Below are 12,824 nucleotides of genomic sequence, written 5' to 3'. Positions count from 1 at the left end.
CCCTCAGACCTGAGCGCCGACGAGCTCCGGATAGTACTTCTCGGCGACGTTCGGGTGGGAGCGCAGTCGGGAGAGGAAGGCGTTCTCTCCATAGACGGCGTGGAGGGCGTCGCGTTCGTCGTCGGTGACCCCGCGGGCCTCGGCGGCGAGTTCGGCAGGCAACTCGACCTCGGGCAGGCGGGCGCTCAGCGCCGGATTGAAGAAGAACGGGATGGAGATCCGGTCCTGGCCGGGACCTGTCGGCAGGACCCGGTGGATGGTGGCCTTGAGGTAGCCGTTCGTGGCGACTTCGAGGAGTTTGCCGATGTTGACGACGAAGGTGTTCTCGATCGGATCGGCATCGATCCAACCGTCGTCGGTGAGCACCTGCAGTCCGGTGGTGCCCGGCTGCGGGTAGAGCAGGGTGAGGGTGCCGCCGTCGCGGTGCTCGCCCACACCCTGTGTCACCGACTCGGACTCGGCTTCGGGATAGCGGACGATCTTGATGAAGGACTCGGCATCCTCGGCGAAAGCGTCGGCGAAATGATCGCCGGGCTGGCTGAGGCTGAGCGCCCACTGTTCGAGGAGGCGGGCGCCGACCTCGCTCAGCTGCCCATGCCAGGAGTCCGTGGCCTCCCGCAGCTCGGGCATCGATTCAGGATACTGGTTGGGTCCGATGAGATGGTCGAAGTCGTTGACCGGTTCGGCCACGGGTGCGCGTTCGGGGCCGATGTCGATCTGCTCGCGCCAGTCGACGCGGCCCTGGGTGCGTTCGCCGCCGGTGCGGGTGTAGCCGCGGAAATGCGGGGAGTTCGTGTTCTCGATCGCGAGCTTCTCGTCCTCGGGCAGTGCGAAGAAGCGGCCGGCGACATCGATGATGCGGCTGAATTCGGCGTCGGGGATGCCGTGGCCGGTGAGATAGAAGAAGCCGATCTCGTGAGTGACGCGACGCAGGTCCTCGCGGAACTGTTCGGCGGTCGAGGGGTCATCGGCGAGGCTGAGGTCGAGAACGGGCAGCTGGGTGAGCGTCATGGGGATTCCTCTCTTTTCCCAGCACCTTAGGCCGCGCCCAGACAGGGCCGGCCGCGACCGGTCACAGTCGGTCGCGAACCGTCACAATCCGAGACATGAAGAGGAGAATCAGCCGAGCATCTTGCCCGGGTTGAGGATCCCCAACGGATCCACCGCCGCCTTGATCGAGGTCTGCAGCGCCCGCGCACCCGCATCGAGTTCGCGCACCAGCCAGTCCTTCTTCAGAAACCCGACCCCGTGCTCACCCGTGATCGTCCCACCCAGATCGAGACCCAGCTGCATGATCTCAGCGAAAGTCTCCTTCGCCTCGGCCACGCTCGCCTCATCCTGAGCATCGAAGAGCACACTCGGATGCATGTTCCCATCCCCGGCATGCCCGGCCGTGGACACCTCCACCGAATGCCGGGCCGCGATCTCATCCAACCTGGCGAAGAACTCGCCGAGGCGGGACCGAGGAACGCACACATCATCGATGAGCTCTCCCCCACCGATCCCGGATACATATTTCTCCATCGCCGGGGACACCGCCCGACGTGCCGCGACGAGCATCTCCGAATCCGCCGGGTCGTCGGAGAAGAACACCTCATCGGCGCCCTGCGCTGTGGCGATCGCCTCGAACGATTCCAGCTCGGCCACACCGGCGTGCCCCGGAGCATCCGACTGCACCAACAACAGGGCACCGGCCCCGTCGGGCAGCCCGAAATCACCATAGGCATTGATCATGCCCACGGTGCCTCCGTCCATGAGCTCGAGCATCGACGGGGCCGCCCCGGAAGCCATGAACTCAGAGACCGTATGCCCGGCCGATTCCATGTCAGGGAAGATCCCGACACCGGTCACCGGCGGCGCCAACAGAGGTCTGAGCCCGAGGGTGATCTCGACGATGACTCCCAGAGTCCCCTCGGACCCGACGAACAGTCCCGCCAGATCGAGACCGGCCACTCCCTTCGCCGTCTGTCGACCCAACCGGGTCACTGTCCCATCGGCGAGGACAACGGTCAGACCGCGCACATAGTCTCGCGTCACCCCGTACTTCACACAGCACATGCCGCCGGCGTTCGTCGCGACGTTCCCGCCGATCGTGGAGATCGCCACCGACCCCGGATCCGGCGGATACGACAGTCCATGCTCCGCCAGCGCGGTCTTGAGATCTTGGTTGATGACACCGGGTTGGACACGGCAGGTCTGGTTCACCTCGTCGATGTCAACGATCGCGTTCAGCTTCGCGACGTTGAGCAGGATCGCCCCCTCGATGGCATTCGCCGCCCCCGACAAACCCGTCCTGGCACCCTGAGTGACGACCGGGATCCGATGCACGGTGGCGAAGCGCATCACCGCGACCACATCATCGACGTCGGCCGCTCGCACGAGCGCCGAGGCGGTCCCCACCGGACAGAACAGGGCCTTATCCGACGAATAGGATTCGATGACATCCCGATCGGTGACCAGGGCGCCCTCGCTCAGCTCGGCCGCAAGTCCGTCCAGATCCGTGCCCACCGTCGTCTCCGCACTCATCGTCACAGCGACGCGGCGACCTTGAGCACGCGCTCCAGTGCTTCATCGGGTCCGATGCTCACACGCACCCCGCCCTGCAGACGACGCACGGCCACGGCCTGCTTCGCGCACTCGCCTTCGAAGGCGACGGCCGCCTCGGGGTCGAGCGCGATCCACACATAGTTGCCCTGAGCATCGGGCACGGACAGACCCAGCTCCCGCAGATCGTGAGCGAACCGGTCGCGCACCGCAGCGACTTCCTTGGCGCGCACGGCCACCTCGTCGACGCGTGCCAGGGATTCCCGGGCGGCGGCCTGGGCACCAGCGGTGACGGAGAACGGGGCGATGACCTGTCGCATCGCCGAGGCGATCTCGACGTCGGCGATGCCGAAGCCCACGCGCAGACCGGCCAGGCCGTGCGCCTTCGAGAAGGTGCGGGCGAGCACGAGATTCGGGTGCTTGGCGCGAGCGGCGAGGGAGTCGGCCGCCTCGGTGGCGAATTCGAGGTACGCCTCGTCGAGGACGACGATGACGGACTCGGGCACCTCGGCGAGGAATCCCTCGAGTTCGGCATCGGTGATCGTCGGACCGGTCGGATTGTTCGGCGAGCACAGCAGCACGAGGCGGGTCGTGTCATCGATCGCAGCGGCCAGCCCGGCGAAGTCGTGGCGACCGTCTTCCAGCAGGTCGACGGGGCGCTTCTCCGCGCCCCGCGCCGAGGCGAGGATCGGGTACATCTCGAACGACGGCCACGGATAGACCACGGATGTGCCCGCTTCGAGGGTGATGTTCGTCAGCGCCGTGAGGACTTCGGAGGCCCCAGCGCCGGGGACCACCTCGGCGGGTTCGACATCGAGGTGGGAGGCGAGATCGGCCACGAGCGCGGCCGCGGTGGGATCGGGATAGTTCCCCGGAACCGCCGAGGCGGATGCCACCGATTCGACGACACCCGGCAGCGGCGGCAGGTGGTTCTCGTTCGACGACAGTTTGTACGGGGTCAGGCCGGGGGATGCGACGGGAGGCTTGCCGGGAACGTAGGGAGGGAATTCGGCGAGCGCGTCACGGAGCAGGAAACGTTTGGACATGTGCCCATAGTTGCATATCTTGTGGCGGGCAACACAGACTGTCTTGCCAAAGCGTCCGAATGGTCGGATAAAGGCGGGCAGGGCGGACGTCCATCCGCTGTGAGAATGCTCTCGCGACGCTTCGTTCCCTCCTCCCGGGTTACAGGTGAGCCGATGCCGGAGAGTACCCTGAGAGACGAATACATGTAGTCAGAGACGAGGAATGAGAGTCCAAATGCCCTCACCGCAGGAAAAAGTCGACGTCGTCTTGATCGGCGGCGGCATCATGAGCGCCACTCTGGGCGCCATGCTGACCGAACTTCAGCCCGATTGGGACATCCGTGTCTACGAGAAGCTCGACTATGTGGCAACGGAGAGCTCCGACCCCTGGAACAACGCCGGCACCGGCCACGCCGCACTCTGCGAACTCAACTACACCCCCGAGGACTCCAACGGTCGGATCGACCTGGAGAAGGCCTCGAACATCAACCAGCAGTTCCACCACTCGCGCCAGTACTGGTCGCACCTCGTCGACACCGGTGTCATCACCGATCCGTCGACCTTCATCAATCCCATCGCCCACGTCAGCTACGGACGCGGCGACAAGGGACGTGACTACATCAAGAACCGCTACGAGACGATGGTGCGCAATCCGCTGTTCGCGGACATGGAATACACCGAGGACGCGGACACTCAGGCCGAATGGCTGCCGCTGATGTTCGAGGGCCGCGGCCCCGGACAGGTCAACGGCATCTCGCGCATCAAGCAGGGCACCGACGTCGACTTCGGCTCTCTCTCGTCTCAGCTGCTCAGCTACGTCGCCGCCAAGGGCGCGACTGTGCGCACCAGCCACCAGGTCACCGACCTCGACCGTTCCTCGGACGGCTGGACTCTCACCGTGAAGGATCTGCTCTCGCACGAGACCCACCAGGTGGGCGCGAAGTTCGTCTTCGTCGGCGCCGGCGGCGGTGCACTGCCGCTGCTGCAGAAGTCCGGCATCCCGGAGGGACGCGGCTACGGCGGCTTCCCGGTCTCCGGCTACTTCCTGCGCACCGCGAACCAGGATCTCGTCGCCCGCCACCAGGCGAAGGTGTACGGCCAGGCCGCTCAGGATGCTCCCCCGATGTCGGTGCCGCACCTCGACACCCGTGTCGTCGACGGCCAGGACTACCTGATGTTCGGTCCCTACGCCGGCTTCTCGCCGAAGTTCCTCAAGAAAGGCCGCTTCACCGATCTGCCGCTGTCCGTGCGCGGAAACAACATCGGCACGATGCTCAATGTCGCCAAGGACAACACGGACCTCGTCACGTACCTCCTCGGTGAGCTCGCCGCAACGAAGAAGGCCCGCTTCGAGGCCCTGCAGACCTTCATCCCCTCAGTCGACCCCGCCGACTGGGAACTCATCCAGGCCGGTCAGCGCGTGCAGGTGATGAAGAAGGATCCGAAGAAGGGCGGCGTCCTCCAGTTCGGCACCGAGCTCATCTCGTCCGCCGACGGTTCGCTGGCGACCCTGCTCGGTGCATCGCCAGGAGCCTCGACCGCGGTGCCGATCATGATCGAACTCCTCAAGACCTGCTTCCCGCGCGAGTTCGCGGGCTGGGAGAAGAACTTCAAGGACATGATCCCGTCGCTCGGCCGCGACCTCGTCGATGACGAGACGCTGCTCAAGGAGGTCTCCGAGTACACCTCGCGGACCCTGCAGCTCATCTGAGTGTACTGACGCACTCAGCCGACTGACATACAGGAGAAGCGGCTGGCCGGAATCCTTTCCGGCCAGCCGCTTCTTACGTTCCCTCAGGAGTTAGGAGCGTCGAGAACCTCAGAGCTCGACCTGGCGGTTGACGTCCTTGTACAGCAGGTAGCGGAAGCGTCCGGGCCCTCCGGCGTAGCAGGCCTGCGGGCAGAAGGCGCGCATGGAGATGAAGTCGCCCTCCTGCACCTCGACCCAGTCGCCGTTGAGACGGTAGACGGCCTTGCCTTCGAGCACGTAGAGGCCGTGCTCCATCTCGTGTGTCTCCGCGAACGGGATGACCGCTCCGGCTTCGAAGGTGACGATGTTGACGTGCATGTCGTAGGCGAGGTCGTCCGGGTCGAGCGGGCGGGTCGTGCGCCAGCGGCCGTCGGTTCCGGGCATCGGCGACGGTTCGACATCGGCTTCGTTGCCGAACTTCGCCTCAGGGGTCAGTCCCGCCACGGGCTGGTAGCGTTTGCGCACCCAGTGGAAGCGGGCCGCCTCGGTGCCGGTGGACGTCGCCGACCACGTCGATCCGGCGGGCAGGAACGCGAACCCACCCGGAGTCAGCGTGTGCACAGTGCCCTCATGGGTGACCTCGAGCGTTCCGGCCATGACGAAGAGGAAACCTTCGACCTCGGGCTGCGGTTCCGGCGCCTGCGAGCCGCCGCCGGGCGCGACTTCGAGGATCGTCTGCGAGAACGTCACCGCTCCCCCGGCCACGGGCTTGCTCAGCACCCACGACCGGGTCCCGGTCCACTCGGGCAGATTCGAAGTGACGATATCGCGCATCACTCCGCGCGGGATGACCGTATAGGCCTCGGTGACGAGGGCACGGTCGGTGAGCAGATCGGACTGCGGCGGGTGGCCGCCGGTCGGGGCCCAGTAGGTGTACGGGTCGGTCGTCGTCATGGGCGGGGTCTCCTTCGGTCGGTGGTCAGTGGGCTCAGTCGAGCGAGCCGGTGCGGGCGAGCTGCCCGAGTTGGGTGAGGCTGAGATTCGTCCGCGAAGTCACGAACTCCTCGGTGTGGGCTCCGCAGACGAGTCCCCTGTCGAGGTAGCGGGCCAGCGCCTTCGCGGTCGCGGGTTCGTCGAGGACCGTCGAATCCGCCTTGAACACGTAGTCGTGCAGCCGCTGAGCCGCCCGTGGCCCGCCTTCGCGGTAGAAGGCGAAGGTCGCCAGGAACCTGGTCGGCAGCTGGTGCGGGTGCAGATCCCAGCCCTGGTAGATCCCTCGTTTGAGGTGGCGGCGGACGAGGCCGGCGTGCAGCGCCCACGCGTGGTGGACCTCTGCGGGTTCGCCGAGCGGGAGGATGTTCGTCGACCCGTCGGAGAGGTGGACTCCGGTGCCGGCGACGGCGAGCATCATCTGGTTCTTCGCGAAATCCGCGACCGGATGGTCCATCGCCTGGTAGGCTGCGGCCACGCCCATCGACGCCGAATAGTCGTAGGTTCCGTAGTGCAGCGAAGTCACGCGCCCGGCCCCGGCCTGCAGCGCCGTCGCCAGCGGCACGGTGCCGTCGGCGGCGAGCACGAGCTGCGGGGTCTCGACCTGGATCTCGAAGGTGATGCTCCCTTCGCCGAGGCCGTGCTCGGCTTCCAGCGCTCGTGCGGCGAGTACCATCGCCCGGACCTGATCGACGGTGCTGACCTTCGGGAGGGTGAGCACGAGATTCTCCGGCAGGCTGCCGCTCGCCTTGATGAGTTCGGAGAGGAACAGGTCGAGAGTGCGCAGACCGCGTTCCCGGGTCGCTGACTCCATGCATTTGAACCGGATGCCGACGAAGCCGGGGGCTGCCTTCTCCGAGCGGCCGGCCACCGCATCGCGAGCGGCTTGGACGACCCACCGATCCTCGGTCTCATCCCCCTGGTCGCCGAACCCGTCTTCGAAGTCCAGCCTCAGGTCCTCGATCGGCTCACGTTCGAGCTTCGCAGTGACCGCCTCGGCGAGGAGTTCGGCCTCCCTTGCCACCTGGTGGATGCTGGGCACCTGGCCGGGGTTCGCGGGACCGGATTCCTTCCGGGCGGCGGTGATGACGCGTTCGGCCAGCTGCAGCATTCCGCCATGGGCCTCGACGCATTCGAGCGCCTGCTGCCCCCACTGGTACGGCAGGTCCGCACTCGTGCGGTGTCCGGGCACGTACACGGTGTGCACGGGCTGGCGGACGTCGCGATCACCGGGATACGCGGTCGTCAGAAGCTCGTCCGTGTCTCCCAGCAGTGAGTCGATATCGGCGAGTGTTGATCGTTCCACTTTCACATTCTCTTTCTCTGCACGGGGTTCGACGGCGAGGCGGCGATGCCTGACCTGGCCCCATTGTCTCTCATTCTCCGCCCCCAGGCACGCAAGGCTCTCTGGGGTTTCAGGACGAGACCCGGGCGACCGCCTCGGCGACCTTCTTCGCGACTTCGGGATCGAACACGGAGGGGATCACGTAGCCGGGGTGGAGTTCGTCCTCGGGGATGCACGAGGCGATGGCATCGGCGGCGGCGACCATGATGTTCTCATCGACGTCGCGAGCTTCGGCGTCGAGGAGTCCGCGGAAGATTCCCGGGAACGCGAGCACATTGTTGATCTGGTTCGGGAAGTCGCTGCGGCCGGTGGCCACGACGGCTGCGTGTTTCGCCGCCTCGACGGGGTCCACCTCGGGGTCGGGATTGGCCATGGCGAAGACCAGCGCGTCCTTGTTCATCGCCGCGATATCGTCACCGTCGAGCACATTCGGAGCGGAGACGCCGATGAACGCGTCGGCGCCGACGACGGCTTCCTTGAGGGTGCCGGAGAAGCCCTCGGGGTTCGTATTCGCCTGCAGCCACCTCTTGTGCTCGGTGTCGACCGTCGTGTCCGGGCCGATCGCCCCGTCACGGCCGCAGGCGATGATGTTTGTGGCACCGGCGACCTGGAGGAGGCGGATGATGGCGTTGCCGGCCGCGCCGACTCCGGAGACGACGATGCGCAGGTCCTCGATCTTCTTGTCGACGACCTTGAGCGCATTCTTCAGCGCGGCGAGGGTGACGACGCCGGTGCCGTGCTGGTCATCGTGGAAGACGGGGATGTCGAGTTCCTCGCGCAGCCGGGCCTCGATCTCGAAGCAGCGCGGGGCAGCGATGTCTTCGAGGTTGATTCCGCCGTAGGCCGGTGCGATGGCCTTGCAGATGGAGATGATCTCCTCGGTGTCCTTCGTGTCGAGGGCCACCGGCCAGGCGTCGACATCGGCGAACTGCTTGAACAGCACGGCCTTGCCCTCCATCACCGGCATGGCCGCTTCGGGGCCGATATCGCCGAGGCCGAGCACCGCGGTGCCGTCGGTGACCACGGCGACGGTGTTGCGTTTGATCGTCAGCCGACGCGCATCCTCTTTGTTCTCAGCGATCGCCTTGCACACGCGGGCCACACCCGGGGTGTAGGCGCGGGAGAGGTCGTCTCGGTTGCGCAGGGGCACCTTCGGGGTGGATTCGAGCTTCCCGCCGAGGTGGAGGAGGAAGGTCCGGTCCGAGACCTTGTGGACCTCGACCCCGGGCAGGGCGCCCAGCGCGTCGGAGACCTCGTCGGCATGGGCGACATCGCGGGTATCGGCGCTGACATCGATGATGACCGAGTGCGGAGTGGACTCGACGACGTCGAGGGCGGTGACTGACGCGCCGGTGGCGGCGGCCGCGGCGACGAGGTCGGATGTCGAGGCCTGACCGACCTCGGTGCCGACGCGCAGAGTGATGGAGTATCCGGGGCTGGTGGCGACCATGGGTAATATCCTCCTTGATATCGAGTTTCCGTATTATGGATAGTAACTTCTGCCTAGTGGAAATACTAGACGGTGTCAGTGGATTCGGAAAGTTTCTTCCATTTCAGGACTAGACTGAACGGAGTTTCACTGCCGAGACTCACCACAGATTAAGGAACTTCGATGAGCAGCAAGGACACCCCGGCGATCCGTCAGTCCAAGGGCGGCGTGCAGTCCGTCGAACGCGCGTTCGGACTGCTGGAGTGCATCGCGAACTCCGCAGGATCGGCGACGCTGAGCCATATCGCCGCGGACGTCAATCTTCCCCTGCCGACGATCCATCGTCTGCTCAACACCCTCGTCAACCTCGGTGTGGTCCGACAGCTGCCCGACCGCGGCTATGCGCTCGGCCCCGGGCTGGTGCGACTCGGCGATATCGCCGGATCCCAGCTCGGTGCCGTCGCCCGCCCCTATCTGCGCGAGCTCGTCGCCGAGCTCGGGGAGTCGGCGAACGTGGCGACGATGGACGGAGACATGGTCGTCTACGTCGATCAGGTTGCCTCCGAACGCCAGATGAGGATGTTCACCGAGGTGGGACGCCGTGCCCATATGCACGCCACCGGGGTCGGCAAGGCCATCCTCGCGGGGCTCGAATCCGAGCAGGTGCGGCATATCGCCGCCACCGCCGGAATGCCCACCCCCACGGAATACAGCATCGGGACGATCGAAGACCTCGAGGCCGAGCTCGGTCGCATCCGTGAGCGCGGCTATGCCATCGACGAGCAGGAGCAGGAGCTCGGCGTGCGCTGCTTCGCCATGGCCATCCCGGACTCCCCCGCTCCTTTGGCGATCTCCGTATCGGGACCGATCAGTCGCGTCGACCAGTCGTTCGCCGATCGCGCCGTACCCCTGCTCAAAGACGCGGCCGCCCGCATCTCCGCAGAGATGCAGAGCGGCCGCTGACTCTGGCTTCAGCTCCCGAACCGGGTCAGGAGTCTCCGCCGGCCGTTCCCGAGGTGCCGGCGTTGACGTCGTTCAGACGATAACGTCGAGCCGCCTCGGCGGGGACGGACCCATCGACCTCACCGCGCTTGGCAAGCAGCTGCAGGGTGCGCACGACCATCGAATGCGCGTCGATCTTGAAGTGCCTGCGCGCGGCGGCACGGGTGTCGGAGAAGCCGAACCCGTCGGCGCCGAGCGTCGCGAAATCGTGGTCCAGGTACGGCCGGATGAGATCCGGCTGGGTGGAGTCGAAATCGCTCGTGGCCACGATCGGGCCAGGCTGACCCTCCAGCTTCTGACGTACGTAAGGCACACGGTCGGCCGCCTCGGTGCCGTCGGCGGCGTTGAGCTCTGCGGCTTCGCATTCGAGGCCGTCGCGGCGCAGCTGCGCCCACGAGGTCACCGACCACACGGCGGCGTCGACGCCCCAGTCGGCGGCGAGCAGGCCCCGGGCTTCGAGAGCCCAGGGCACGGCCACACCGGAGGCGAGCAGCTGCGCTTGCGGACGGTCGCCGGGGGCCGCCTCGGCGACGCGGTGGATGCCCTTGAGGATGCCCTCGACGTCGACAGCTTCCGGTTCGGCCGGCTGGAGCATCGGCTCGTTGTACACGGTGAGGTAGTACATGACATTGCGCTCGTCCTCGCCGAGGTCGTGCTCGCCGTACATGCGATGCAGACCGTCGCGGACGATATGCCCGATCTCGTAGCCGAAGGCCGGATCAAAGACGCGCACGGCCGGGTTCGTGGCCGCGAGCACCGGGGAATGTCCGTCGGCGTGCTGCAGGCCCTCACCGGTCAGGGTCGTCCGGCCGGCGGTGGCGCCGATGATGAACCCGCGGGTCATCTGGTCGCCGGCGGCCCAGAAGGCGTCACCGGTGCGCTGGAACCCGAACATCGAGTAGAACACGTAGATCGGGATCATCGGTTCGCCGTGGGTGGAGTACGCGGTTCCCGCGGCGGTGAATCCGGCCGCGGCACCGGCCTCGTTGATGCCCACGTGGAGGAGCTGGCCGCTCGTGGCCTCCTTGTACGAGAGGAACATCTCGCGGTCGACGGCGAGGTAGTTCTGCCCGTTCGGGTTGTAGATCTTCGCGGTCGGGAAGAACGCGTCGATGCCGAAGGTCCGGGCCTCATCGGGGATGATGGGCACGATCCGCTCGCCCAGCCCCTTCTCTCGCATGAGGTCCTTGAGCAGCCGGACGAAGGCCATCGTCGAGGCGGCCATCTGCTGCCCCGAGCCCTTCTTCGTCTGCGCGAACGCCTTGTCGCTGGGCACAGGCAAGGTGATCTTATTGTGCTCGGGTTTGCGCGCCGGCAGGAATCCGCCGAGCTGACGCCGACGGTCGAGCATGTACTGGATCTCTTCGGAATCCTTGCCCGGGTGGTAGTAGGGCACCGCATACGGGTCCTCGTCGATGACCTTGTCGCTGATCGGAATGTCCATCCGATCGCGGAAGGCCTTGACGTCGTCGGCGGTGAACTTCTTCATCTGGTGCGTGGCGTTGCGGGACTCGAACGTCGTGCCCAGGCCGTAGCCCTTGACGGTCTGCACGAGGATGACGGTCGGCTTGCCTTTGGTGTTCACGGCCTTCTGGTAGGCGGCGAAGACCTTGTGATAGTCGTGGCCGCCGCGCTTGAGGTTCCAGATGTCGTCGTCGGAGAGGTGGTCGACGAGCCCCTTCGTCGCAGGTGTCCGGCCGAAGAAATTGTCGCGGATGAATCCGCCGGATTCGGCCTTGAAGGTCTGGTAGTCACCGTCGAGGGTCTCGTTCATGATCTTCACGAGGTCGCCGGTGCGATCCTTGGCCAGCAGGTCGTCCCATTCGCGGCCCCACAGCACCTTGATGACGTCCCAGCCGGCGCCGGTGAAGGTCGCCTCGAGCTCCTGGACGATCTTGCCGTTTCCGCGCACGGGTCCGTCGAGGCGCTGGAGGTTGCAGTTGATGACGAAGGTGAGGTTGTCCAGCCCTTCGTTCGCGGCCAGCTGCAGGGCGCCGCGCGATTCGGGTTCGTCCATCTCGCCGTCGCCGAGGAACGCCCACACCCGCTGATCCGAGGTGTCGGAGATGCCGCGGTTGTGGAGGTAGCGGTTCATCTGCGCCTGGTAGATCGCGTTGATCGGGCCCAGACCCATCGACACGGTCGGGAACTGCCAGAACTCCGGCATCAGCCGCGGGTGCGGATACGAGCTCAGTCCGTGCGGGGCACGTGAGACCTCCTGCCGGAACCCGTCGAGGTCGGCCTCGGTCAGACGGCCCTCGAGGAACGCCCTGGCGTACATTCCCGGTGAGGCATGGCCCTGGAAGAACACCTGATCGCCGCCGCCGGGATGGTCCTGACCGCGGAAGAAATTGTTGAATCCGATTTCGTAGAGCGTGGCGGCACCGGCGTAGGTGGAGATGTGCCCGCCCACGGAGATCTCGGGCCGCTGCGCCCGATGGACGAGCATGGCGGCGTTCCACCGCAGCCATCTGCGGAAGCGGCGCTCGACCTTCTCCTCGCCGGGATAGAACGGCTCCTGGTCAACGGGGATGGTGTTGACGTAGTCAGTGGTGGTGACCTTGGGCTGGGCGACGGAGTTCGTGGCCGCGCGTGCACGCAGCGCCTCCATGATCTCGCCCGCGCGCTGGGTTCCGCGCGCGTCGACGAGCCCTTCCCAGGACTCGATCCACTCATCGACCTCTTCGTCGACGTATCCCCTCGGACTCGCCGAGGTTGTGTCCTGTGTCATATCGGGGTTTCCTTCTCACGGGGTCCGGGCTCCCGGAACAGTACCCCGGGAGCCCGGAGATGGAAAGT

At 66.1% G+C, this 12,824-nt stretch carries 9 protein-coding genes; 2 read left to right on the top strand and 7 right to left on the bottom strand.

Going from position 1 to position 12,824, the window contains the following annotated elements; all coding sequences use genetic code 11:
* Nucleotides 1–3 precede the first annotated feature (3 nt).
* The 3 genes from D3I60_RS09780 to D3I60_RS09770 all read right to left on the bottom strand — a co-directional run bounded on the left by D3I60_RS09780 (nt 4) and on the right by D3I60_RS09770 (nt 3,590).
* The gene (locus D3I60_RS09780; RefSeq protein WP_262775979.1) at nt 4–1,011 is read right to left on the bottom strand and encodes an isopenicillin N synthase family dioxygenase; all 1,008 of its coding nucleotides are present in this window, start codon (nt 1,009–1,011) and stop codon (nt 4–6) included.
* Between the two features lie 108 nt (nt 1,012–1,119).
* Nucleotides 1,120–2,526, bottom strand: coding sequence for an FAD-binding oxidoreductase (locus tag D3I60_RS09775; protein WP_262776096.1), 1,407 nt, complete (start codon nt 2,524–2,526; stop codon nt 1,120–1,122).
* Nucleotides 2,527–2,528: 2 nt separating this feature from the next.
* A complete protein-coding gene (locus tag D3I60_RS09770) occupies nt 2,529–3,590 on the bottom strand; it encodes a pyridoxal phosphate-dependent aminotransferase (protein WP_262775977.1) in 1,062 nt (353 codons plus the stop codon).
* A 214-nt stretch (nt 3,591–3,804) separates the two neighbouring features.
* Here D3I60_RS09770 and D3I60_RS09765 point away from each other — a divergent pair, with 214 nt between their 5' ends.
* The gene (locus D3I60_RS09765; RefSeq protein WP_262775976.1) at nt 3,805–5,280 is read left to right on the top strand and encodes a malate:quinone oxidoreductase; all 1,476 of its coding nucleotides are present in this window, start codon (nt 3,805–3,807) and stop codon (nt 5,278–5,280) included.
* A gap of 108 nt (nt 5,281–5,388) precedes the next feature.
* Here the strand turns inward: D3I60_RS09765 and D3I60_RS09760 are convergent, their stop codons facing one another.
* From D3I60_RS09760 to D3I60_RS09750, 3 genes are all read right to left on the bottom strand, one after another.
* The gene (locus tag D3I60_RS09760; protein ID WP_262775974.1) at nt 5,389–6,213 is read right to left on the bottom strand and encodes a bifunctional allantoicase/(S)-ureidoglycine aminohydrolase; all 825 of its coding nucleotides are present in this window, start codon (nt 6,211–6,213) and stop codon (nt 5,389–5,391) included.
* 34 nt (nt 6,214–6,247) lie between these two features.
* The gene (locus D3I60_RS09755; RefSeq protein ID WP_262775973.1) at nt 6,248–7,555 is read right to left on the bottom strand and encodes an HpcH/HpaI aldolase/citrate lyase family protein; all 1,308 of its coding nucleotides are present in this window, start codon (nt 7,553–7,555) and stop codon (nt 6,248–6,250) included.
* A 109-nt stretch (nt 7,556–7,664) separates the two neighbouring features.
* Entirely contained in the window at nt 7,665–9,044 is a 1,380-nt protein-coding gene (locus D3I60_RS09750; RefSeq protein WP_262775972.1) for an NAD-dependent malic enzyme, read from the bottom strand.
* 162 nt (nt 9,045–9,206) lie between these two features.
* On the opposite strand from D3I60_RS09750, the gene D3I60_RS09745 reads away from it, so the two are divergent.
* Nucleotides 9,207–9,986, top strand: coding sequence for an IclR family transcriptional regulator (locus D3I60_RS09745; RefSeq protein WP_139907129.1), 780 nt, complete (start codon nt 9,207–9,209; stop codon nt 9,984–9,986).
* Between the two features lie 25 nt (nt 9,987–10,011).
* Here the strand turns inward: D3I60_RS09745 and aceE are convergent, their stop codons facing one another.
* Entirely contained in the window at nt 10,012–12,756 is a 2,745-nt protein-coding gene (gene aceE / locus D3I60_RS09740) for a pyruvate dehydrogenase (acetyl-transferring), homodimeric type (protein ID WP_262775970.1), read from the bottom strand.
* Between the last annotated feature and the right edge of the window lie 68 nt (nt 12,757–12,824).

Origin of the sequence: Brevibacterium permense (assembly GCF_025506275.1) — a bacterium.
Classification (GTDB): Bacteria; Actinomycetota; Actinomycetes; order Actinomycetales; family Brevibacteriaceae; genus Brevibacterium; species Brevibacterium permense_A.
Note: the sequence above shows the minus strand (reverse complement) of the source record. Positions and strands in the feature narration are given on the sequence as shown.

Bases quoted from the DNA above. Each gene is read 5' to 3' on its own strand.
- D3I60_RS09765 (WP_262775976.1), top strand. From the start codon at position 3,805: ATGCCCTCACCGCAGGAAAAAGTCGACGTCGTCTTGATCGGCGGCGGC.
- D3I60_RS09745 (WP_139907129.1), top strand. From the start codon at position 9,207: ATGAGCAGCAAGGACACCCCGGCGATCCGTCAGTCCAAGGGCGGCGTG.
- D3I60_RS09750 (WP_262775972.1), bottom strand. From the start codon at position 9,044: ATGGTCGCCACCAGCCCCGGATACTCCATCACTCTGCGCGTCGGCACC.
- aceE (WP_262775970.1), bottom strand. From the start codon at position 12,756: ATGACACAGGACACAACCTCGGCGAGTCCGAGGGGATACGTCGACGAA.
- D3I60_RS09775 (WP_262776096.1), bottom strand. From the start codon at position 2,526: ATGAGTGCGGAGACGACGGTGGGCACGGATCTGGACGGACTTGCGGCC.
- D3I60_RS09760 (WP_262775974.1), bottom strand. From the start codon at position 6,213: ATGACGACGACCGACCCGTACACCTACTGGGCCCCGACCGGCGGCCAC.
- D3I60_RS09780 (WP_262775979.1), bottom strand. From the start codon at position 1,011: ATGACGCTCACCCAGCTGCCCGTTCTCGACCTCAGCCTCGCCGATGAC.
- D3I60_RS09770 (WP_262775977.1), bottom strand. From the start codon at position 3,590: ATGTCCAAACGTTTCCTGCTCCGTGACGCGCTCGCCGAATTCCCTCCC.